Raw genomic sequence first — 21,837 nt, forward strand, 5'->3', positions numbered from 1 at the left:
CCCCAGACACCCACGCCCCACCAGGCTGCACCGTCACAGTGCCCTGGTTGTACGACGGCTGAAGCTCCGTCGGACCACCTACGAGGAAACGCGGCGCAACCGGGGACATCATGTCCGCGAACTGTGACGGACCGATCGTCGTGTTGGCCGTCCCCACCACTGAAATCGCCATTACTCCCTCTCCAGAGCACCAATCCGCCGTGCCATGTCAGCCACCGGCTCCCGAACCGTCGAATCCGGGGTACCCACCGTCGGCGTCACCGTCAGCTCACTCGGGGTGATCTTCACCTCCACCTCCGTGATGACCTCCTCGACTGTTCCGACTAACGGCAGCACCACCGTGGCCAAATCGCCCGGCCGATACCAACCATCACCTTCACCGGCACCAAGCTGCCAATGAGTTCCTGCGTTGATCTTCACTGACACGGACTCCGACGCCGCGGTCTCCGACAGCGCCACCGCCGCCTGAACCTCCAGATTCTCCCGGACGCGAAACGGGTCCACCCCGTTCTCGCCGAGCGGGGCGGGGTCCTGAACCTTGCGATACCCCTCACGGATAGCCCACCACGGCTGACCCTCATCCTCACGACGCTGCTCCAGGTCATACCTGTCCACCACGTCTTCGGCACCATTGCTGGCAACCACCCTGGTCATCGTGGCCCTGGACCGTGACACCTCCCAGCTCGCAATATCCCCACCCTCAGACGACCACACCAGCCCCGGCCGGCGGCGGTAGGGCACGACGTCCACGGCCACGAACGGCCACACCGCTCCGACCTGGTCCGTGATTGGCTGGTCCCCCGGCACCCACGGAGTGACCTCCAGCCGGTAACCAGTGCCCGTGAGCAGGCCACGGACAGCATCCCCCACAGACACCCACGCCCCACGGGCAGTGACCTCCGGGCCACGGCCCTGGTCAGGAGTCACATAGACAGGGTGGCTCACCCGCAAAGTACCGACGGTGACCAGCCTCTTGATCACCGTTTCCAGCGGCCCGGTCACCTCGAACTCGGCCGCGGAGGTGGTCAGCCCGTCAGCCAGGCCCGGGGGGAGCACCTGCCCGTCAAGCAGCGTCCACCCACCAGCCCCGGTCACTTCCAGCATCGCCAGAGTCGGATCATCTCCACTGACCACCTTCGCATCCACCGGAACCGTGAGATGGGTCAGCCCGTTGTAGCGCATCGCGATCAGCGTCCGCCCATCGCAGGGCAGCAGACGTGCTGTCAGTTCAGTGAGGGGCACCCTCAGACTGCTGACATCCGCAGCCCGATCCACGAACGTGAATAGCATCTCCTCGAACGCGCCCACGTGACCCAGAACCCGCCCACCGAAGTCGACCAGCTCCACCGACAACGGCTCCTCGACGGGACCGCCGGCAGTGTTGTACATCGTCGTCATCAGAACGCCCTCGCATACTTGGCGCGACCGGTAGCAGTGATCGACCCGCCGGCGCCGATAGAATCCGCCCGAATCACCACCGGCACCCTGTCACCCACCGGGGCCGCGGCCCAGGTCCCGCTCACCTGCTCGTACAGAGAGGGCCGCGCAATGTCGGCAGTGTCGATCACGCTGCGCATGGTCGGGTCGGTCTCCACCTCGATGATCTGCCCGGAAAGCACGCTGCCCTGATACGCGAGCACCGCGTCTCCAATACCGAACACCGGGTTGACGACCGGTCCTGCGATCGTCCAGCGCAGCCACATCGGCCCTTGACCTCGGTTCGCCACCCACGCGTCACCTGCGGATACACCCGCTGAGATGTACAGCGGCCACCCGGCGCCCGTCGGCCCGTAGAACGGTGTCGACGTGCCACTGACGTCGTCAGCGTCGTAGCGGTAGACCTGCTCCGGCCCCTCCCACCACGGCCCATCGCCGGTGAGCACCCAGGCCTCCACGACGGGCTCCTCGCCCAAGCCGGGGTCGAAGGTGTAGGAAGTGTCCGGACTCTCGGCCAGGCGCAGCCGGCGCGACCGGGTCTCCCCATCGGGGCGGGTGACGGTGAGAGTTCCCAGTTCAAAGGGGGAGTTGGCCTGCGTCCACCACTCGTCGATCAGCCGGTACAGGGCATCACCGGTGAACCAACCGGTCGCCGGGCTGTAGCCGATGCTGATCTTGAGCGGGTGAATGCCGCGAGACAGTCTTGCCGCAGCCCAAACACTGTCACCCCGCAGCCACGTGTGCTCAATCCCGGACCAGTCCAGGCCCTCCTGCCCGAGGTCGAGGATCACCCCCTCGGTACCGCCCGACAGGTCCCAGATCTTCCCCCGCGGGTCAGTCCATGTCACCGTCAGCATCACGCCACCCCCGCCTTGATCCTTGCCCTCAGCTGCATTGACTCCACCTCACGCAACGGCGCTGTCGGATCCGCTGCGACGATCGTGCCGATACTGATCGACGTATCCACCGCAGCCCCACTGCCCGGCCCGCCCGAGCCACCGATGTCAGCCCGGTAGCCGGAGAGATTCCTGCTGGTCGCGGCCATCATCGATGCCGATGCCGCCGCCGCGAGCCCGGCCCGGTCCTCGATACCCTGCGCAAACGCCTCACCGACAGACCTGCCGGAATAGAGCACCCACCCGTGACCAGAGAAAGGACCCTCCTTCGCCGGGGAGAACGGGAAGAACCCGCGCACCTTGTCGACCACACCAGACACCACACTGGTCACCTTCCCGATCATCGACTTGATACCGTCAATGAACCCCTGAATCAGTGCCCTGCCCGAATCGACGAGCAGAGACCCGAGGTTCCCGATCGCAGCGACCGCCTTCCCCGGCAACTCGGCGACGAACGACACCGCCTTCCCCACGCCCTCCGAGAACGCCGACGTGACCCTATTCCACAGGTCACGAACTTTCCCGAGGAACCTGGACACCAGATCCGCGATCTTCCCAATAATGTCGGACACGAACTCCGCGATAGCGCCAATCACCGTCGACACCATGGACACGAACCCTGAAATCACACCGGCGACGAACGAGACGATCATCCCGAGCGCGGACGCCACGAAGCTGATGATCGTCGCCAACAGCTGCAGGAACACGCTCACAACCTTGAGGATGATCTCGATCACCGGCATCACCGCAGTCACGATCGACGCAAAAGTGTTTGACAAAGAAACGATCACCGGCAGGAGGCTCACAATGATCGGCAACAGCGACTCAATCAAGGACGCCGCCAGCTGCACGATGATTGGCAGCAGTGGCATGACCGCCTGCAGAATCGCCATGAAAGCCTGCGCGATTTGCGGGATGAACGGCGCGATCGCCGTCACCGCCTGGAGCAGAAGACCACCCATAGTCGTAGCGATCTCCCCGATGATCGGCGCAAGCTGGACGAACACCTCCGCCAGCATCTGGATCACCGGGGCGAGCGCCTGGATCGCCGTGCCCAGCGCCGCACCCAGAGTCTCCGCCAACTGCTGGGCTACCGGCGCGAGGATCTGGAAGACCTGAGCGATCGCATCCCACCACGGCTGCATGGCGGAAAGAGCCTGCACGAGAACGTCACCGATCACGGACGCGACCGTGGAAATCACCGGCTCGAGTGACTGGAAAACGCTCGCGAACGTGTCGACAAGGGGCGTCAGCGCGCCGATCGCCGGAGTCAGACCGGAGACGACGGACCCGATCATCTGACCGAGGGACCCAGCGATCGGCGCGAGCGCGGTACCGAGCTGTCCGATCACAGCACCGAGTGGCGCCACAGCCGGCGCGATCGCGGCAAGCCCCTGACCGATACCGTCGATCAGGGCAGACAGTCCCGGCGCGACGTTCTGCACAAGATCCGCAATCGCCGGTGCCACGGTCCCACCGATGATCCCAGCCACCTGACCAAGAATCGGGAGGACAGCGCCTACCGCCGAGGACATCGCCGAGAAGAACGACGACAGGGTCGACATGCCCTGCGCCGAGTTCACCCACCGGTCCGTCGCATCTATCGCCTGCCCCAGCACACCGAGCAGCGGCATGCCCGCCGAGGACATCGCCGAGAACACGCCGGAGACGATCGACCCGAGCTGTGACAAGACATCCCACAGTCCCTGCGCCTTAGCCACAGCACCCTCAAAGTAAGTCTGCAGGGAGCCGTCCTGGAAAGCAGCGACCATCTTGCCCGACCACGCCTCGGCAGCACGGCTGATGCCGTCGGTGATGGACTGAAGTACCGGGGTGGCAGCCGCACCAGCGGCGACAATTCCAGGGATCAGATTCCCGACAGCGGACACTAGATTGCCCATTGCAGCGGACCCGCCCTCAGCCAGCGTGGTGAAAGCCTGCAGGCCGGTCCCCGCTGACACGAATGCGACGACGCCGGACGCCGCAGTGCCCATGTCCACCGCCAGGGATGACATCGCCCCCTGGATCGGCGCAATCAGGGACGCGAGATCGCCGATGTTGGAGAAGCTTCCCCAGAAGTCCTCCTGCACGGCATCACCGACTGAGGAGAACTGCTCCTTCAGCCCACGGAGGGCGGTCGCCCCCGCCTGGGCGGCCGGACCCATGTCAGCGATCGCCGCGTTGAAGTCCTCCACGGTTTCCGCGGACAGGGCATCACCGAAGCCGTCGAACGCGGCTTTGAGCGTCCCCACTGCCAGAGCAGCACCCGTGAGAGCTGGCACGGCAAGGGCCGCCCCCAGCGCGGCTATCGGAGCCAGTGCGGACACCGCCGCAGCAGCAAGGGACGCCAGAGGAGCGGCAAGGCCAGCCACTGCCACCGTCGCCGCCCCTGCCGCCCCCGACAGGACGAGAACCTTCGCCGCCGCGGACAGCATCCCCGACCCCATCAGACGAACCCCCGCGGTCGCAGCCATAGCCGCAGCCGCCAGCCCCGCGACGGACGCCGACTTCACGTCCATCTGCACATCGATCTCACCCGCCGCAGCCTGGGCAGTCGCCACCGCACGACGAGCGGACCCCGCCAGGGACGACGCGTCCACGTCCATCTGCACATCGATCTCACTAGCGGCAGCCTGCGCCGCCTCAGCCGCCCGACGAGCAGACGCAGACAGGGATGACACGTCCACATCAGTCTGCACATCGATCTTCCCCGCCGCATCCTGGGCAACCTTCACCGCCTGCGACACAGACCGGGCAAGACCATCAGCATCCGCCACAACCGGAATATCGACCCTGAATGCGTTCTCCACCCGGTCGAGGGTCTTCTTCAACTCCGTGCGGAACTGACGCGTGTCAGGCCAGACGCGGACACTGACCTTGCCTGCCTCCACAGGTGCCTCCCACGATCAGGGGGCGACATCCAGCCTGCCACCCGCTCTGCGAGCAGATCTTCGCAGCCTGTCCAGATTCGCCCGTGTTCGGCGACGTTTCTCAGCCTCGCGACCAGGGCGAGCTTCCCACTCGCGGAAGTCGGTTTTCTTCGCGCCCCGCTTCTTGCCCTCGTCGGACCGCATGACCCGCAGCGCTTCGACCGCGTTCCGCAGGTCCAGGGTGAGCCACAGCATGTCATCCCAGCCAGGACGCTTCTCCCCCATCAAGCGGCCCTGGAAACGAGACGACGCGGGCAGCCCCAGGATCAGCAGCAGCACCTCACGCGGGTCCCACTCCTCCACGACCTCCACCAGACGCAGGTGGTAGTGCTCAGCAAAATCCGGGACCAGGGCCTCACCGAACCACTCAAGCAGATCGTGGAGGGCGATCAGTTTCCCAGGGACTCCGACAGCTTCCCGAACGCGGCCAGAAGAGCACCCTCCCCATTCTCCTGCTCACACAGCCACGCGGTCATCGCCTCGCGGTCCGCGGCGCGATCAAGCACCAGATCCTGCATAGCCTGGAACATCCTGTCCACCTCGGGCAGCTTGTCCAGCACCATATCCTCACTGGCGCCCTTCATCCCCTCCGGCACCATCTTCTCCAATGCCGCGAGCTGCGCCTTCACATGGAACCTGGCTGCCGGCAGCTGTCCTCGCAGCGAGCGGAAAGCCGGCATGGAGGCAGCATCCACACCCTCGTCCACACTCTCCGCGGTCTGCTCCGGGACAAGGCCGGACAGGGCCGGCATCTCATCCACGAGCGCCCCCTCAGGAGGGGTGGACGGATTCACAACCGGCGCTGACGCTTCGGACACTGCATGCTGCGGGGTATGCGCCGATTCGGGGACGGGCATCGGACTGGTCATCTCGGACTCCAATCAGGAAAGTGGGTGTGACCAGTGCAGAATGCACCAGTCACACCCACCACAGTCTGATCTGCGACACTACTCGCCAGACGACGGGGGCGCCGGGGCCACCGGCTTCACCAACGCCCCCTCGATCACCGTCATGCGACGCATCTTCGACTCCGTCCCGTCAGTCACCAGGGTGGTGAGCACCGTCCACTTCACCGGAAGGCCAGCAAACGCCTCGGGGTCCAGCTCGATACCACCCTCAGGAGACGAGCTGACCTTGTAGTACTCGATGCCGAGCACACTGGCACCATCGATGATGACAACCAGCATCGCCACCTCGGTCGCAGAGTAGACCGCCGGGGCGTGGAAATGCCCCTTCTCGTCATCGATGACGCCCGGGCCGAACCGGTGAGTGAGGGGCTTCTCCGACCACTGGATCGGCGTCACAGTGATCGACTCGGTGATGGTCGTCTTCGTGGTCCGCAGCGCGCTATTCTCCCACGCGCCCTTGACCTCACCACCCTCGACATCCGCGTCGATCGACGGCAGCTCATCGGAGGACGTGTAGCCCAGCGGCAGGAACGCGCCAAGCGCACCCACAGCACCAGCATCAACCCACTGCTGCAACTCTGAAGCAGTGGGTGGCAGGGTGCCGACCGGGGCGATCAGCACGCCACCCCGGCCCGGGATGAACACCGCATCATCGCGGTAAATCTCATCAGCCATTTCAGGCTCCTCTCCTCGCAATCAGCGAGAAAGTCTGGGACACCATCTCGGCGCCCGTCGGATTGTGCGGTGACAGTCGGACCGGCTCGCTGTCACACTTCACGCTAGAAAACCGCACTTCACCCGCCCCGGTGAGCGACAACAGGGCATCCCCAACCCGCTCCGCTTCCGTCACAGTGACATCAAAATCAGGGCCCGTCGTCGCCAACACCGCCGTCGCCGACACCGCCCACCGAGCCCCCGGCAGCACCCCCAACTGCCGCGACGACGCCACCGACACCACCGTCATCACCACATCAGGCCTGTACGCCGCGTCACGGTCAGCACGGACCACACTGCCCGGCAATGCCACGGACAGGCCCTCCACCAGGGAGGCCACCACATCGACACGCCCATGAACCGGCTCCAAACCCATCAGCTCATCCCCTTCACTGCCTTGATCAGGTTGAACTGGCCAGGCACCCACTTGCCCAGCGTCCCGTCCCGCTTCTCCGCAAAGTGACCGAGCTCCAAAGCCACAGCCGCCGGATGCGCAGTGAACACCTCACGGTCAGGGCCACCAGCCGGCCCCTCCTTGAACGAGTCAGAGAAGTCACCGGTCCTGTGATGCGTCGCAGCCTGCGCCTGCACTGCCGCCAGCAGTTCCGTCGAAGTCTTCTTCACCTCAGCTCGAACCCCCGCCATCTTCGCGACCTTCTTGTTCGCGTCCGGATACACCTCAGCCATCACGGCCACCTCTCACCACACCGGCCTCCCGCAGACGCACCACATCACGAGCCGTCGCACGACTCCCACGGTGCCGCTTCGGCTCACCGACCACGTTGTACAGCACCCCGTCACCGTCAATGACCTGCGACAAATCATCGCCAGGGAACCGCGGACAGATGAAATTCTTGACCGTCATCACCCCGATCTCCCCCGCCGCAGCCGCCGCGGTGATGTCCTCCGACGACGACTCCTGCAACCGGCCGTACACAGTCACCCGACCAGTCTCCACCGGCACCTGCCTGGCACGGTCACCATCCCGCATCTCACGCAGCACCACAGTGACCGTGTGCGACGACCCGACCCGATTGATCAGGCTCACCATCCACCCCCGTACCACGGGAAACCGAACTCCGACCCGTCCGGCACATACACGGTCGACGGAGCGCACACGTCACCCCGGGTCACCCCGACCGTGCCCAACCCCTTCACACGCTGCACCGCCCGGTACTCACCCAACGTCTTCAGCTCATTCGGCGTGAAGATGTCCGCCTTCGTCACCGACGCGTCCAGGCCATAGGAGTAGTCGCCAGACTGCTCCCGCGTGAACCTATCCGGGTTCGTGTACAGGCGCCGCGCGGCCAGCGCGAGGACAGCCATCGCCCCCGGCGGAACATCCAGCGGATCCGCCCACGGACGCTTCGTGATGTCCAGCGCCGCAGCACTGACCATCTCAATCACCCACACAGCCAGACCCTCGTCCACCGGACCAGCATCAGACGGCAGGGACCGCTCCAAATCAGCAGGGTCAATCAACCGCACCCTGTCAGCCACGAGGGCCTCCTCCCATCAAGGCAGGCCCCCACCCAAGAGAATGAGTGGGAGCATCAGACAGAGCTACTCACCAGAAGCCGGAGGAGTGGCGGGAGGCGTAGCAGGAGCAGCAGCCTTCTCCTCGAAACCGGCCGTGCCAGTCAACTTCACGATGCGCTGAGCATCGAGGACCTGAGCACCAGCGAAGGTGTCGGTGACCGCACGATCCTGCAGATGGTCAGCGTCGTAGTCCTGCAGGTACCGCAGGGTGAAGCCATCAGCACTGGCGGTGCCAGCGAACGCTGCACCACGCGGGGCGACGGTCGTGCGGGTCACCAGGGTCACCGCGTCACGCTGCACCGCGTACGCGGCGAGCGGATCGATGGTGTAGTCCGCCACGATGGTGAAGCCATACAGGGTGCCGATGGTCGCACGACGCAGCTGGTCAGCGCTGCCGGACTCGTTGACCTTCGTCAGCAGATCCTGAGACAGCAGCGCAGCCTCCCACCCGGACCCGACGACGAGAGTCCGGTTGTCCACCGGGACGCCACGCTCGGCGAAAAGCTGGTGCGCAGCACGGATAGCGGGGAGGACACCCGCATTGTCCGCAGCGGTGAGAGAAGCGGCCTTGACGGACACCTTCGCCCCATAGCCGGCGAACTGCACGCCTGCGGCGCGAAGGGCGTTGATGTCCGTGTACGTCTTCCCGTCAACACCGACGATCGCGCCCTTCGCAGCCTTGTCGATCGCGGTGAGCCCGGCAGGGACCGAAGCGAAAGCCTCAGCGACAATCGCGTTGATGTCCTCCGCGACGGACTCAGCCATCGGGGCAACGACCTCACGCTCAATGTCGGTGAGGGTGAAGGTCTGGAAATCGTCCGGCAGCTTCACGGCCTGGTACACCTGATCACTCACGGTAACGTGGGTGTACGGCTGCAGCAGGTTGGAGTAGGTGATGGCGTTCTCGGCAGCACGATCGGCGGCAGTGTACCGTCGCGCCTTCTCGATCATGACAGGTCGCTTCACCGTGACAGTCGCACCACGACCAGCGGTGAACTCCTTGGAGAAGTCCTGGTTCACGATGCGCGCCAGGGTGGACTTGTAACGCAGGGCAGCCAGCATTGATGTGGCAACCTGCCCAGGGGTGTACAGGAGATGCTGCGGAGCAGCCATAGCACTTACCTCTCGAAGATTCGAGCACCGATCTTCCCCAGATCGGTCTCAGTTTCCGGTGTCACCCGGAAATCCCCCTGACGATCACCAGTGGCCGGCGGGGCGCCAGGCACAAAGCTCTTCTTCCCGACCAGTTCCAGCAACTTCTCAGCATCAGCATTCAGCTCCTCCGGAGTGGACCCCTGCAAGCGAGCGGCAAGCTCCAGCGGCAGGCCGGTCTGCTCAGCCGCCTTGTACTTCGCCAACTCCGATTCCGCACTCACAGCACGGTCACGAAGCTTCTTCGCCTCACGGTTCTTCCTCCGCAGTCGCTTCCGCCACGCCTCATCATCCGCGGAATCCACGACATCATCGTCGTCGTCATCCTCATCAGACTCAGCATCAGCCTCATCGGACACATCCTCGGCAGCGTCGACCTCGCCAGTCGGCTGCTCCGGAGCATCCAGCTCCTGGGACTCGTCGGCACTGTCCACCTGCTCCGCCTCCTGGGCTGGGGCCTGCACGTCAGTGTTGTCGTCAGTCAGATTCTCGGGCACTTCTTGTCCTCTTTCGCTCCAGGCGTTGAGATGATCCACAGGCTCCCGGCCTGTCATGCGCTCAGCTTCTCAGCCTCTTTGCGGTACCTCGCGATTCGCGACACCAGGGCCTTGTGCTCCTGTGTCAGGGACATCACAGCAATGTCCTCATCCGACTGACCCCGCGCTTTCAACTCCGCAATCTCCTGCTGCACACCTACTGCACGCTTCTCCAGCTCGTCGGCGTACGCCCGATACCGCTGGGAATCCCAGGCACCGGCCATCGGGTTCTTCTCGGCACTCCTCCGCTCCGACGCTTTCGCCGGTGCCGGCCGCTTCCGCCTCCCCGTCGACTGCCCATGCACCGGCGCCGGCCGCCGAGTCCCATCCAGTGGCCCGTCGTAGTTCTCCGGCAGCGTCCCCGAATTCCGCCACCGCTGCCACGCCAGCCACGGATTCTCCTGCCCAGCAGCAACCTGCGCCCACTCCTCGGCCAGCTGATTCCCATTGCCGGGCAGGTTGATCTTCCCGTCGACCTTGTACACCGGCTCCATCGTGCACTGGCAGTGGTCGTGTACCTTGAACCGGCCGTCGCCGACGAACCTCGCGTTCGAGGCCGTGAACGCGTCCGACCGGTACAGCAGTGTCCCCGCAGCCTCCTCCCCCGCGAAGTACAGGCCACGAGAAGCCAGCATTGCGCAGAACGGGCACGGGTCAGCGTCGACGACCCTGGCGTACCCGACCGGCCCATTCCCCCGCCTGACCTCGGCCTCAATCACCTGCCTGCCACCATCAGCAGCCAGCTTCGTTGCCTTCCCCACCACCGACTGACGTGTCCGCTCCACACCCTCAGACTCCGAATACCCCTTCCGAGAAAGAGACTTCGCCACCCCCCGAGTCGTCGCCAGAATCTCCCTCGCAATCTCCACCTCATCAACTTCCGACGGTTCCTCCACCGGGGCAGGGGCATCCGGAGCCTCCACCGCATGAAAAGCATGCAGGTAGTCCACGCTGAGCATCCGGGACGCCTCCCGGTACCTGGCGATCTCCACAGCCGCCTGCCGCGCGAACTCCTCCGCAGACTCATCAATCCGCGACCAGTCAAACAGCCGGGCAAACAGCTTCACCAGCACCTTCGCCAGCGAATCCCCCACCTTCACCTGCTGACGCCGATGCTCCTCCGTCAGCTTGTCACCGGCATGCGTCCTCGCCATCAGGACACCTCAGACACAGTGCTCTCAACCTGGCGAGAGAATGACGCGGCCAACGGGTCACGCTCGTACGCCTCATCTTTCAGACGGGTCCACTCCTCAATATCAGCGGACTCCACACCCGGCACCATCCGCCACAATCCCTCAGCCGGGATCCCCAGCTGCGTCGCCAGCTTCCCGAGAGCATCCGCGGCCTGAGCCAGCGACCTGATCTCCATGTCCTGCCAGGTCACACGAACCAGCGAGTCCTCCGCCAGATCCGACCAGCCCGCCAGAGTGGCGGCAGCCCGCAGCAGCCGCGAGTACGACGCACTGGCGGACACCTGCCGCTCAAACACCTTCTTCGTCAACGGGGCCCTGGCACTGGCCAGAGCATCTGCGGACAGATTCACCAGCTGCCCTGTCAACGCATGCGCCGGCGTCTGCGACACAGCAGCCAAGGCTTCAATGTCCGACCGCCAACTGTTCACGAACGGGTCCAAAGCGGTCGCATCCAGAGTGCCGAACTGCACATCCGGCTTCTCTGCCACCAGAATGTCATCCTGCGCCAACTTCAACTTCAACTGCTCAGTGGCGGCCGGGTCGAGCTGATCGGTCGGATCGCCGTCCTCGTCCAGCAGTGACGGCAGCTCCAGCCCGGTGACTGTCTTCACCTTCCATGAGTTGTAGTGCTGTGCCAGCAGACGGTCATAGGCGGTCTTGTTGATCCTCGCCGCAGACGGAATGAATGGCGTGACCTCCCCCGTCACCCGCCCATCAAGATCCTCACGATTCGCGAATCGAACCACCGGCACGAAATCCAGACCCGTCGGCGCCGGCTCCCCGACAACCAGCCCGTCCATCACAGAACCAGGAACCGGGACACCCTTCCTGAGCGCGAAAGTCTGCCCCGGCACACTCAACCTGTAGGACCCGACCCTGGCGTCCAGGACTTCAAGAGCAGCCGACGGGTACGGATCCCCCAACGCCTCATACTCGACCGCCATCCTGTTCGGCGACACGAACCGGACCCGCGGCATCGGGTCCTTCGACGCCTGCGCCACACCGTACGCATGACCATAAGCGACCATCGCACGGTGCATGCCAACCTGCGCAGACTGCAGACCATTGCCGTACCACGTCTGCCGCAACCGCTCGTCAGCGCCACTGGTCCCCACGATGTTGTCCACAAACATCGCCTGAACCACATTGTCCACGACGAGCCGGAGCCAGGGGGTGCGAGACAGGTCAGCGAGCGCCCTATGCTCCCACGTCGCCTTCCTCGGCAGCTCGAACCCACGCTCCTGCGGCCACAGCCAAGAATCGATCGCTTCACACTCCTGCTGCTGCCGTGACAGCCGGGACAGCAACCGGTCGAAAAATGCCTTGATCTTCTCAGGGGTCATGCGAATATGGTCACCCACCTGGGAATATGCACAGCAGCTAGCGACATATCACGCCACACGGCCCCTCCGCTTCTTCACCACCGGCTCCATCTCCAGCCCCCGCACCGCCAGAGTCACCGCCCGCAACGGCTCCACCCGAACCTCCCCGAACGCCTGCCACGTCCACGCCGACTTACTGGTCCCCACCAGGCGTCGCCGGGCCGTATGCGCCGCATCATCCAACAGCGGATGCTCACCGTGGAGCACCGACGGGGCAGGGAACCCGTCCTCATCGCGTCGGACAAGCATGTCGTACAAGGTCGCCGTCCCCGACGTGATGTCACGAGTCGACGCCAGCGACACCGGCACACCAGCCTCCGACAACCGCGGCGCCAACGCCGCCGTCCCAGAGAAAGAATCGATGACCACCCCGGCGTACGGCTTGTGCTTCTTCACCACGCGGGCGACCTCGTCCTGGACCCATGCCACCCCAGGCTTCGCAGCGATAATGTCGACCACGACCCGGCCATCGACAAGCTCGGCAGCACCAGCGAGGACCGCCAGATCCCGATCCGGCGTGACCTCCAACGCCAAGGACCGACGCTTCACCTTCGTACCAATGAGCGCCTCCGGCGTGGCAAAACTGCGACCCCACAAGTCCACACCAATCGCGGCGTCGGTGCTGGCATCGGCCCAGATGCCGAGACGCTCACGCTTGTACGACTCCTCATCCATCACCCCCAGCTCAGTCTCACTGATCCACTCCCACGTCTGCAGGTAGCCCAGCGACGGGTTCGACTGCTGCACCGCGTCCACAGACCGCCAATCACCACGAGGATCAGCCGACCACTCGAAATACGCGAGATGCTTGTTGTCCTCCGGGTGCTCCACCGCCTTCTCACGCACATTCAGCAGCGTCTCCGAGTAGTCAAAACCCGTCGAAGACGTGTACCAAACCTGCGGCGACGGCCTAGACGACAGCGTCGGAAGAAGATCCGACACCAGCGTCGCCGACAGTGCGAACGCCTCATCCAGGATCACACAGTCACCCTGCAGGCCACGCCCATTCGACCGCGACGACCGGGCCAGGAAATCCAGCCGCCGCCCGTCCTTCAAGATAATCGCCGTCTCCTTCGAATCCGGCATCTTCTTCACCTTCGCCAGCATCCACGGCGTGGCCTCAATGATCTTCTTGAGCTCCTCGTACTCGTTGTGCGCCGTGCGGAAAAGGTGCGCGGTATGCACCAGGCGCTCCTCACCCAACAGGAACAGTCCTGCGAGCAGGCGCGCCCGGACGATGAAGTTCTTCCCGTTCTGCCGCGGCACCACCAACCCGACCTGGAACGCCTGGAACTTGTCCGTGACCGGGTCCGCGGCCATCGCGTTGTTCAGCACCAACTGCTGCCACGGCAGAAGGTCCATGCCGACCACCGCCGCCAGGTCCGTGATGTCCTCCCCCACGCTGTACGTCCACTCCGGCGCGTGGAAAACCTGCGGAACCTGGTTGCCCACCGGGGAGGTCCGCGGCTCCATCAGCGACCCCGGCACCACCAACCGCGGATCTGCGGCCGACGCAGTCACTCCCCAGCCTCCCGGGCAGCCTTCGCCGCCGCCGCACGCCGCGCAGCGCGCTTCTCCGCCAACTGGTCCTCCACCGACGGGCCATCAGACTTCGCCTCGGCCTGTTTCAGCACACCGATCTTGTTCAGCGCTGTTGCCACCGCCGCCTGCATCTGCCGCGCCTCCCCGATCATGTTGTTCACCACCACCTGGACCTGCACATCCCCGGTGCGCAGCTCCTCCGGCTCCCCCAGCTCGAACCACAACGTCGACTGCACCGACAGCGCGGCCGAGAAGCGTTCCAACCGGTCGCGCATCCGGCACGCCTCCCCGAGGACCACCTTCGCACCCGCGTCCAGGTCGTAGGCGCCCGTGATCTCATCCCACAGAGCACGGCCCTGACGCTTCAAGAACGCCGGACGATCACCCTCCTGGCCCACCGGCGGCCCGTCGACCACCACCGCCGCAGCAGCCTCCTGCCGCTCCCACTTCTTCGCCCGAGACTCACCCCGCGGACGAATCTCACCCGCCCGACGAGCACGCTCATGCTCCCGATGAGCAGCCCGGCACGCCTCACACGTCTGCTCCCCACGCTTGATGTGCTGCCGGTACCCGGCCGTCGTCCCGCACTGCTTCCGGGCCACCGCCGGCTTCTTCTCCGCCATGCGCAGCACGATAGAAGCCCCCGGTGGAACCCCGGTGGAACTCGACGGCCAGTAGAAATCGGCAGGTAGCGGCACCGGACGGGGCGAGACTGCGTCTCGATTCTAGACGGTGTTCGAATAGTTCCACCGGCAGCAGGTTGGAACCGCTGGTAGCTGGCCGGTCGTGGGCGCGGATACCAATACCGGTAGGTGGGGGGCTCTGGGTGGGAGGGGAGGCACCCCCCAGGGCTTCAAGTGTGCAGTCGAACAGGGGCGAACGAGTGTGCGAGTGGTCGAGGGTGTGGCGTGCGGTTCGCATGGTTTTTCCGTTTCGTCGTGGTTGCGTGTGGTGTGCTGGTGGGTGGTGTGGGGTCTGGGGGTCACCAGTCGAGGAGGGTGGTGGCGTGTTTGATTGCGCTGCGTCCGTCACTGCGCTGGCTGTTGCATTGTCTGTGTGCTGGTCGTGCTTCGCCGTGTGCTTCGTCGCCGCCGCGTCCGACTGGTACGACGTGGTCGAGGGAGAAGGCCCGGTCGTGGTCGACGGGGAGGGTCATGTCGATGGGGTCACCGCAGAGCCAGCAGACAGCGAGGGTTGGGTCGTGTTCGAGGCGGCGGCGTTCCCTGGCGACGCGACGCCGCCATGTGGTGGAGCGTTCGCGTTGTGCCATTGTCAGTCGTCCTCGTCATCGTGGGGGGTGGGGAGGCAGTCGAGGGTGAGGGACTGTTGTGCCAGGGCGATCATCCCGGCCTTGATCATCATGGGGACGGGGCGTGTGGCGGATTCGTGGTTGGTCCACACTTCGGTGGTGGCGAGGTCACCGTCCTGGTCGAGGCCGTAGGTGACGGTGTAGGTGGCGATGGGTGCGATGATCTCCGGGTGGTCCATGGCTAGTCCTTGTGGGTGTGGTGGTAGGCCCACTCTGCGAGGAGGGTGAGGGGGAATCCTGCGGCGAGGGTGCCGAGGATGATGAGGGGTCCGTCGAGTTCTCCGAGGAGCATGGTGTGAGCATGACAAAGCCCCCACCGTCACCCGTGAAGGGCGACAGTGGGGGCGAGAGTGGGAGGGGTTAGTCTCCGGCGCAGGCGACTCCGTCGTTGTCTCGGTCGAGGTGATCGCCCCAGCCGTAGTCGCCGGGGTGGATGGGGGCCGCTCCGGCGTTGCGTACGGCGGTGCAGTTCTGGTACTGGAATCCCGAGGTGTCGGCGGGTTGTTCCACGACAGGGGCCGGGTCCGGGGTGTACGCGGGCTCGGGCGCCGGCGCCGGAGTGTAGGCGGGTTCCGGGTCGGGCGTGTACGCGGGCACCGGGTCGGGGATGTGGCGGGGGGCGTCCACGTCGACGTGCGTGTCGTCGTCGTCACCGGGGATGATCACTGCTGCGGCGGGTTCCTCGGTGGTGGGCAGTGGTGCGTCACTGGTGGTGCGCGCAGTCGTGGTGGTGGTCTTGCTGGTCGTCGTCGCTGCACGACTGGTCGAGGTCGCCGTCGTTGTGGTCGAGGTCTCGTTGTCGTCTGACCCGCAGGCGGTGAGGGTCAGTGACAGGGCGGCGGCAGTCGCCAGGATTAGTGCTTTGCGGTGCATGTGGTCTTTTCTCCTCATGGGTGTGACCCGATCTAGTCACTGGGAGAAATGTAGGGCACACTACTCACCTCTTCAACAGGTGGGGGTAAGTGCGGGGTTAGAACCAAATGACTTCGCGCTCATTCCCCCGCCTCCCGCGATGCTCGTGGTCATGTCAGTACCTCCAGGTCTGGTGGGCGGTGTGTCGTGGGTGTCCGGTGAGCCAGCGGGCGATCCGGGCACGCCACGAGCGGGGCCGGCGGATTGGTTGCGGGCGGAACATGGGGCGGGTCATTGTTCGATCACTTCCAGGAGGTGGTCGTCGGTGATGGTCTGGAGTGCGCAGGTGACGGCGTCGTCCCGGTGCAGGCAGCACACGGGAACTTCGAAGCGGACGAGGAAGTCCCGGGGTTCGGGGACGAGGTCGTGGACAGGATCGGTCATCGTGCACCCCCTGCTGCCAGCCAGTCGTCCAGGGCTGATTTCGGCATGGCGCCGATGTTGACCGGGGTATGCGGGCGGGCATGGGCGCGGCACTCGGCGCACAGGGTCGTGTCCGGGTGCCTGGTGCTGGTGTCCTTGCCGCATTTGGTGCAGGTGATGTTCCGGCGGCCACGACGGATACGGGTGGTCATGCGTCCACCTCCTCACGGAGAGCGGTGATGATGTCTGGCTCGCGCAGGGTGGTGAGGGCGGTGATCGCCTCGTCGACGGTGTAGTCGTCGTCTCGGTTGATCTCCCGGAGAAGGTCGAGGACCACCTCGTAGGCGGTGTCCTCGTTCATGATGAGTTCCCGCCCGTCGAGGTCTCCGTACTCGCGGAGTTTGTCAGAGACGAGTGTGTCGATGTGCGATTGGATGCGCTGCGCCCGGGTGAGGTTCGTCCCTCTCACGGGGTGGCTTTTCAGCTCCGGGTCGGTTTTCGATGCTTGGTAGGTGGCTTCGAGGTGCGCTTGGGCTTCTTCCGGGGTGGTGAAGACAGCGTCGCAGGTCATGCAGTGGCCGTAGGGGCCGGGTCGCTGGTCGAATCGGGTAGTGGTCATGGTGGTCTCCTATTCGTAGCGGTCTGGTTGTGGTTCCCCAGTGAGGAGGAACACCAAATCGGAGAGGGTCATGGTGGCCCACTGTTGGGCGGGGTCTGCGACGCCGTGGCGCTTGTGGACGACCAGGCCGACGGCGGCGTCATCGTTGCCCGCTTCGGTGTGCGCTTCTGTGATCCAGCCGGCGAGATTCGGCCGGGCGGTGTTCTTGCATTCGATGACGACGCGGTGGCCCCGGTGGCGGACGCCGGTGATGTCACCCCTGTCTTTCGCCCCGGTTTTGGCCCTGCGGTCGATGCGGTCGTCGACGCGGGTGGCGAGGAAGTCAGCGACTTCCCGCTCGAAGCGGGCCCCGGCGGCTTTCGCGGATTTTCGATTGCGGGTCACTGGAATACCTCCTTGTATGGGACTTCGTCGCTTCTGGTCTCGGCGAGTCCGAAGCCGGAGATGAGGGAGATTCCGCTGTTGGAGAGTGAAAAATGGTCTCCGGTGAGGGCGTTGGGGAATGTGGCCTTGGAGGTTTCAAGCAGATCTGCTTTTATGCAGGCCTGACAGGGGATGCAGGTGCAGTGATCGTTCTTCATAGGGGGATCTCCATTTGTGCTCCTGGGAGGTGATTCCGCCCGGTGGTGGTGAGCGTCCACCGCCAGTAGTCGGGGCAGGCGGTGGATGTGCACACGTGCGGTGGCCGGTCGTGGCAGGCGGGGACGATGAGTCCGGTGTCGGTGAGGTCGCGGGCGAGCCACGGTCTTGTGGTGGTGCCGGTGGTGGCGATCTCCTGGAGGCACGCCCGGTCCATCGGGAGCATCCTCATGCTGCTGCCTGTGTGGCGAGGGATTCCCACAGGTCGCGGAAGGCCCGCTCCCACTTCTTGGACTCGTGGTACCGCCCGGTGAGGAGGTTGTAGAGGTGGCCGGTGCTGATTCCCACGGCGTCAGCGACCTGCTTCTGCGAGCCCATGCGGTCGACGAGGGCTTTTAGCAGGTCTTGGAGGGCGCCTTCGGTGACGGCGGGGTTTTCGTCGGGGTTGTCGATGTCATCCCATGCTGCGGGTGGGAACCATCCGTTGGCGGTGGCTTCGGGTGTGGGGCCGGTGTCTCGGATGCGCCCGCCGGTGTGCTCATCAACCCAGTCGTACAAGCGTACGATTCGGCGGCTGGTGGTGGGGGATTTGATCGCACTGTGTGGGTCGGTGGACCAGGTGGTGACGTCGGAGACGTTGGCCTGGATTTTCTTGGCGATCCACTCGGGCGTGTAGCCCTGGGCTTGGAGTGCTCGGAGGCGTCGTCGGAGTGCCCAGGGCGGTCGGACTAGGTGCATGTCGCGGAGCATTTGGGCGTGCCAGTTGGCTTCGTCCATGGCGCGGTGCCAGGTGGGCCAGTCGGTGGGCCATGATCCGGGTGGGGAGCACACCCACAGGCGGGTCCGATGGTCGTAGTGGACGGTGATTCTCGTGTCCATTAGTGGACTCCTGTGCTGCCGAGTCCGGCGGTCCCCCGGGTGGTGTCCTGGTCGAGGTTGTCGGCTTCGGTGAGGATGACGTGTGGGACTTCTTTGACGACGAGTTGGGCGATGCGGTCGCCTTCCTCCCAGGTCCAGGGCTCGTGCCCGTGGTTGATGAGGATGGCGCGGATCTCACCCCGGTAGCCGGCGTCGATGGTGCCCGGGGTGTTGAGGACGGTCACGCCGTGGTTGGCTGCACCTCCGGAGCGGGGGCGGATTTGTGCTTCCCAGCCTTTGGGGAGGGCGAGGCGGATGCCGGTGGGGATGGGTGCCCATTCGCCGGGTTGGAGGATGCCGGTGGTGGCTGCGCGGAGGTCGATGCCGGCGTCGTCGGGGTGTGCTTTGGTTGGCCGGTGCAGGTGCGCGTAGGCGGGTCTCGTCAGTTGGTAGTTGATTCTCATGGTTCCTCGATTCGAGAGTGTGTTCGTTTTTCGTGTGGTGTGTGGTGTGCGACGAGTGCACGAAACCGGGGTTTTCACGGGTCGAAGAGGGCAAGTTGGACTCCTTGCCCACAGGACAGGATTTCGGCCGCGAGAGCCCCCAGCGGGCGCCGATTTGGCCACACCGGGTGCCGACGCTCGAACTCCAGCCGGGCGTGAGCCTCCAGGATCTCCTCCCACGCCTCCGACCGGACATGCGTGAAAGTCCCCCGCGTCACATGCCACAGCAGGTCCTTCGACAGGCCCGTGCGCCTGGCCAGGCCCCTGATCGACTCCCCCTCCCGGCGCATGTCCGCGACCAGTTCCTGCGCCTGAGCCACCGGATGCTCCCGCACCGTCGGGTCCATCCCCTCCCCGATCGTCCCCTGGGCGAGCTGGCGATTGTGCTCGTCGCACAAGCCCAGGCCCACCTGGTCCGGGTCACTGCGCGGCCGGGGGCAGCCGACTCGCAGACACCGGCGTGGCGGATCAGTCATGCCCATCACCCGGCGGTTCGGTGGTGTCGAGCAGGGCCCGGACACGGGCGTGCTCCTCATCCCGCGCTTTGGCCCTGGCCTTGGCCCGTTCTGCGATTCCGGCGCGGGCTTGCGCCCACCTGGCGGCGGTGTCCTCACCCTGTCTCTTCTACCCATCTAGTTGTGTCTCAGATCCAGGCGCGTCACTTGTGGTTAGGTCCCGGCGCCGGGCGGGGTCGGCCTCCCACTGTGCGACGACCTGGCGGGCTGCGGTGATCAGGTCGTGTGGGGTGGGCGGGTCGGAGTGGGACACGGACCAGGTGATCACGGCGTCACGCCACACGGCGGCGGGGAGCATCATGTGGCCGCGCTCGAGGACCCTTGCCCATGCGGTGGTGATGTCGGGGTCTGGTTTCCGGCCGGTGGGGTAGATCGCCCGGATTTCGGCGAGGACGGCGGCGGCGATCTGCTCGTATGTGAGGGGGTTCATGTGAGCTCCTTGGTGTCGAGGACTTCGCCGTCGACGTAGTCCCACGGCGCTTCGGGCAGCCACTCCTGCGCGGTGTAGCCGTGGCGGTGTGACGGTTGCTGGGAGCGGTTGGCGGTGCCGGTGGTTTCTCCGGCGCGGCGGATCCAGTTGCGCCAGGTGGCGTCCCAGTCCTTTTTCGTGCCGCGCTGTCCGGTCACTCCGGCCCAGTAGTCGGTGAACTTCCTGGTTTCGTAGTCCAGGTCGACGCCGGGGCATTCTGCGGCCATCTGGGAGCGGAGGGCGGCTCCCGGTGACCACCCGTCGGGGATGCGGGTCCCTCGCTTCGGTGGTGGCTTCGGGGTGGGGGTTGGCGCCGTAGGCGCGTCCCCCTCAGGGGGACTACAGGGGGTTACTACTAGGTGGTCGGGACGGGTCGGGTCGGGACGGGTCGGGTCGGGGTGCCGGGACGGACGAAAATGTCCCTGGTCTTGTCCCCCGTCTTGTCCCCCGGGGACATTCTCACGTTTCCCCTGCTCACGGTCTTTTCGCTTGCGCCATTCCCGTTTCTTTTCGCGTTCTCTTTCCCGCGATTCAAGAATCTCTTTTCGGGACGGTTGCATGTCATTCCACCCATGAAACGCATACGATTTAGCACCAGAATCGTCCTCCGATTCGAACCACAATCCGTGCTGAATCAGAGCTCGAGTCTGCGCCGGAGTGCCACCGAGAGCACGAACCTGCCGGGCCGGAATCACCCCATCCGTGAGGTGCTTCGCACACCAGGTACCCGCCGTGATCCACAAGCCCCGGGCCGCCATCGACAGCCCCAGTACCTTCGGATGGTCGTAGAAACCGTCGTCAGCTTTGAACCATGTCATCCCTCCCTGTCCCCTCCTTCCTGTAACTGTGCGAGGATTCTCGCGATTGCTTGCGCCGCGGCGGCGGACAGGAAAAGAGGCCTACCGTGCTGGCAGACCTCGCACCCCATCCATCCGGCCACCCCGCGGGCGGTCATGTCATCAGCGTGACGGTGACTGCCACGACCAGGCCTGACGATCCGGACAGTCATCTAGAACGGCGGTTCTTCCGGGCCCGCATTCCACGGGTCATCCGTGACCCCACCGCCGAATCCGCCCTGCTGCGCCTGTGGCTGCTGCTGGACTCCCCCAGACCACCCGGACAACTGCTGGGACTGTGGCTTCACGGTGACCGCCACATCAGCCACGTAGCAGCAGTAGTTCCGGTACGTGGTCCCGTCCTTGCCCTGACGCTCCGACATGAAAGTTTCACCGGTGACGGTCACTTTCATGCCCTTACTGAGCTGCTGCGCCACGGCCTCAGGCTTGCCGTCCCTCTCCGACCGCTGCGACACCGAGCACTCCGCGAATGTCGTGTCGAACTGCTCCCACTGGTTTGTCTGCTGGTTGAACCTGTTGCGCGAGAACGCGACGGTGAAGTAGCAGACTTTCCGGCCGCTGAACTCCCTGAGCGCCGGGTCCTTCGTGAGGTTTCCGGTGAACATGCTGGTCGCCAGCGCCACG

31 protein-coding genes are annotated in these 21,837 nt (G+C 65.1%); 1 reads left to right on the forward strand and 30 read right to left on the reverse strand.

Annotation, left to right across the window (positions count from 1 at the left end):
- Positions 1-171: 171 nt before the first annotated feature.
- The 6 genes from BN3906_RS03155 to BN3906_RS03180 all read right to left on the reverse strand — a co-directional run bounded on the left by BN3906_RS03155 (position 172) and on the right by BN3906_RS03180 (position 6,846).
- A complete protein-coding gene (locus tag BN3906_RS03155) occupies positions 172-1,398 on the reverse strand; it encodes a Gp37-like protein (protein WP_066583949.1) in 1,227 nt (408 codons plus the stop codon).
- Positions 1,398-2,294, reverse strand: coding sequence for a hypothetical protein (locus BN3906_RS03160; RefSeq protein ID WP_066583950.1), 897 nt, complete (start codon positions 2,292-2,294; stop codon positions 1,398-1,400). Before BN3906_RS03160 ends, BN3906_RS03155 begins: the two co-directional genes overlap by 1 nt.
- Positions 2,294-5,224 carry a phage tail protein gene (locus tag BN3906_RS03165; protein WP_066583952.1) on the reverse strand — a complete coding sequence of 977 codons (2,931 nt, stop codon included), beginning with the start codon at positions 5,222-5,224 and terminating at the stop codon, positions 2,294-2,296. Before BN3906_RS03165 ends, BN3906_RS03160 begins: the two co-directional genes overlap by 1 nt.
- 15 nt (positions 5,225-5,239) lie before the next feature.
- Positions 5,240-5,566 carry a hypothetical protein gene (locus BN3906_RS03170; RefSeq protein WP_147592720.1) on the reverse strand — a complete coding sequence of 109 codons (327 nt, stop codon included), beginning with the start codon at positions 5,564-5,566 and terminating at the stop codon, positions 5,240-5,242.
- 86 nt (positions 5,567-5,652) lie between these two features.
- On the reverse strand, positions 5,653-6,024 hold the full coding sequence (locus BN3906_RS03175; RefSeq protein WP_066583963.1) for a hypothetical protein: 372 nt from the start codon (positions 6,022-6,024) through the stop codon (positions 5,653-5,655).
- A 186-nt stretch (positions 6,025-6,210) separates the two neighbouring features.
- Positions 6,211-6,846 carry a phage tail tube protein gene (locus tag BN3906_RS03180; protein ID WP_066583966.1) on the reverse strand — a complete coding sequence of 212 codons (636 nt, stop codon included), beginning with the start codon at positions 6,844-6,846 and terminating at the stop codon, positions 6,211-6,213.
- Between the two features lie 176 nt (positions 6,847-7,022).
- On the opposite strand from BN3906_RS03180, the gene BN3906_RS14355 reads away from it, so the two are divergent.
- Positions 7,023-7,244 carry a hypothetical protein gene (locus BN3906_RS14355; RefSeq protein ID WP_147592722.1) on the forward strand — a complete coding sequence of 74 codons (222 nt, stop codon included), beginning with the start codon at positions 7,023-7,025 and terminating at the stop codon, positions 7,242-7,244.
- Between the two features lie 16 nt (positions 7,245-7,260).
- Here BN3906_RS14355 and BN3906_RS03190 read toward each other — a convergent pair whose 3' ends face one another.
- The 24 genes from BN3906_RS03190 to BN3906_RS03305 all read right to left on the reverse strand — a co-directional run bounded on the left by BN3906_RS03190 (position 7,261) and on the right by BN3906_RS03305 (position 21,836).
- A complete protein-coding gene (locus BN3906_RS03190; protein WP_147592724.1) occupies positions 7,261-7,572 on the reverse strand; it encodes a DUF5403 family protein in 312 nt (103 codons plus the stop codon).
- Complete coding sequence (locus BN3906_RS03195) at positions 7,565-7,933, reverse strand: hypothetical protein (protein WP_147592726.1); 369 nt, start codon at positions 7,931-7,933, stop codon at positions 7,565-7,567. Before BN3906_RS03195 ends, BN3906_RS03190 begins: the two co-directional genes overlap by 8 nt.
- Positions 7,930-8,385 (reverse strand): hypothetical protein, encoded by a 456-nt coding sequence (locus tag BN3906_RS03200; RefSeq protein WP_066583986.1) that lies wholly within the window; start codon positions 8,383-8,385, stop codon positions 7,930-7,932. The genes BN3906_RS03195 and BN3906_RS03200 overlap by 4 nt, the downstream gene beginning before the upstream one ends.
- Positions 8,386-8,448: 63 nt before the next feature.
- A complete protein-coding gene (locus BN3906_RS03205; RefSeq protein ID WP_078057069.1) occupies positions 8,449-9,537 on the reverse strand; it encodes a phage major capsid protein in 1,089 nt (362 codons plus the stop codon).
- A gap of 5 nt (positions 9,538-9,542) precedes the next feature.
- Positions 9,543-10,073 (reverse strand): hypothetical protein, encoded by a 531-nt coding sequence (locus BN3906_RS03210; RefSeq protein ID WP_066583991.1) that lies wholly within the window; start codon positions 10,071-10,073, stop codon positions 9,543-9,545.
- 53 nt (positions 10,074-10,126) lie between these two features.
- A complete protein-coding gene (locus BN3906_RS03215) occupies positions 10,127-11,266 on the reverse strand; it encodes a VG15 protein (RefSeq protein WP_066583993.1) in 1,140 nt (379 codons plus the stop codon).
- A complete protein-coding gene (locus BN3906_RS03220; protein ID WP_066583995.1) occupies positions 11,266-12,648 on the reverse strand; it encodes a phage portal protein in 1,383 nt (460 codons plus the stop codon). The genes BN3906_RS03215 and BN3906_RS03220 overlap by 1 nt, the downstream gene beginning before the upstream one ends.
- Positions 12,649-12,696: 48 nt before the next feature.
- Positions 12,697-14,088: a terminase large subunit domain-containing protein gene (locus BN3906_RS03225; protein WP_187119881.1), complete on the reverse strand. Its 1,392-nt coding sequence runs from the start codon at positions 14,086-14,088 to the stop codon at positions 12,697-12,699.
- Positions 14,089-14,204: 116 nt separating this feature from the next.
- Entirely contained in the window at positions 14,205-14,852 is a 648-nt protein-coding gene (locus tag BN3906_RS03230) for a hypothetical protein (protein WP_147592728.1), read from the reverse strand.
- Positions 14,853-15,211: 359 nt separating this feature from the next.
- The gene (locus tag BN3906_RS03235) at positions 15,212-15,499 is read right to left on the reverse strand and encodes an HNH endonuclease (RefSeq protein ID WP_066584003.1); all 288 of its coding nucleotides are present in this window, start codon (positions 15,497-15,499) and stop codon (positions 15,212-15,214) included.
- Between the two features lie 2 nt (positions 15,500-15,501).
- Positions 15,502-15,717 (reverse strand): hypothetical protein, encoded by a 216-nt coding sequence (locus BN3906_RS03240; RefSeq protein ID WP_066584005.1) that lies wholly within the window; start codon positions 15,715-15,717, stop codon positions 15,502-15,504.
- A 181-nt stretch (positions 15,718-15,898) separates the two neighbouring features.
- Entirely contained in the window at positions 15,899-16,411 is a 513-nt protein-coding gene (locus BN3906_RS03245) for an excalibur calcium-binding domain-containing protein (RefSeq protein WP_066584008.1), read from the reverse strand.
- A gap of 270 nt (positions 16,412-16,681) precedes the next feature.
- On the reverse strand, positions 16,682-16,834 hold the full coding sequence (locus tag BN3906_RS14650) for a hypothetical protein (RefSeq protein ID WP_154669486.1): 153 nt from the start codon (positions 16,832-16,834) through the stop codon (positions 16,682-16,684).
- Entirely contained in the window at positions 16,831-17,025 is a 195-nt protein-coding gene (locus BN3906_RS03250) for a hypothetical protein (RefSeq protein ID WP_066584011.1), read from the reverse strand. Before BN3906_RS03250 ends, BN3906_RS14650 begins: the two co-directional genes overlap by 4 nt.
- On the reverse strand, positions 17,022-17,432 hold the full coding sequence (locus tag BN3906_RS03255; RefSeq protein ID WP_066584014.1) for a hypothetical protein: 411 nt from the start codon (positions 17,430-17,432) through the stop codon (positions 17,022-17,024). The genes BN3906_RS03250 and BN3906_RS03255 overlap by 4 nt, the downstream gene beginning before the upstream one ends.
- 9 nt (positions 17,433-17,441) lie before the next feature.
- Positions 17,442-17,816 (reverse strand): putative PDDEXK endonuclease, encoded by a 375-nt coding sequence (locus BN3906_RS03260; protein ID WP_066584016.1) that lies wholly within the window; start codon positions 17,814-17,816, stop codon positions 17,442-17,444.
- The gene (locus tag BN3906_RS03265; protein ID WP_066584018.1) at positions 17,813-18,013 is read right to left on the reverse strand and encodes a hypothetical protein; all 201 of its coding nucleotides are present in this window, start codon (positions 18,011-18,013) and stop codon (positions 17,813-17,815) included. Before BN3906_RS03265 ends, BN3906_RS03260 begins: the two co-directional genes overlap by 4 nt.
- Positions 18,010-18,243 (reverse strand): hypothetical protein, encoded by a 234-nt coding sequence (locus BN3906_RS03270; RefSeq protein ID WP_147592730.1) that lies wholly within the window; start codon positions 18,241-18,243, stop codon positions 18,010-18,012. Before BN3906_RS03270 ends, BN3906_RS03265 begins: the two co-directional genes overlap by 4 nt.
- Complete coding sequence (locus tag BN3906_RS03275) at positions 18,240-18,890, reverse strand: helix-turn-helix domain-containing protein (protein WP_066584026.1); 651 nt, start codon at positions 18,888-18,890, stop codon at positions 18,240-18,242. Before BN3906_RS03275 ends, BN3906_RS03270 begins: the two co-directional genes overlap by 4 nt.
- Positions 18,890-19,333: a dUTP diphosphatase gene (gene dut / locus BN3906_RS03280; RefSeq protein ID WP_066584029.1), complete on the reverse strand. Its 444-nt coding sequence runs from the start codon at positions 19,331-19,333 to the stop codon at positions 18,890-18,892. The genes BN3906_RS03275 and dut overlap by 1 nt, the downstream gene beginning before the upstream one ends.
- A 74-nt stretch (positions 19,334-19,407) precedes the next feature.
- Positions 19,408-19,848, reverse strand: coding sequence for a hypothetical protein (locus BN3906_RS03285; protein ID WP_147592732.1), 441 nt, complete (start codon positions 19,846-19,848; stop codon positions 19,408-19,410).
- A 148-nt stretch (positions 19,849-19,996) separates the two neighbouring features.
- Positions 19,997-20,317, reverse strand: coding sequence for a hypothetical protein (locus tag BN3906_RS03290; protein WP_066584035.1), 321 nt, complete (start codon positions 20,315-20,317; stop codon positions 19,997-19,999).
- Positions 20,314-20,583, reverse strand: a complete 270-nt coding sequence (locus BN3906_RS03295; RefSeq protein WP_066584038.1) for a hypothetical protein — start codon at positions 20,581-20,583, stop codon at positions 20,314-20,316. Before BN3906_RS03295 ends, BN3906_RS03290 begins: the two co-directional genes overlap by 4 nt.
- 782 nt (positions 20,584-21,365) lie before the next feature.
- Entirely contained in the window at positions 21,366-21,836 is a 471-nt protein-coding gene (locus BN3906_RS03305) for a single-stranded DNA-binding protein (protein ID WP_066584043.1), read from the reverse strand.
- Between the last annotated feature and the right edge of the window lies 1 nt (position 21,837).

The organism is Corynebacterium provencense (assembly GCA_900049755.1).
Taxonomy (GTDB): domain Bacteria; phylum Actinomycetota; class Actinomycetes; order Mycobacteriales; family Mycobacteriaceae; genus Corynebacterium; species Corynebacterium neomassiliense.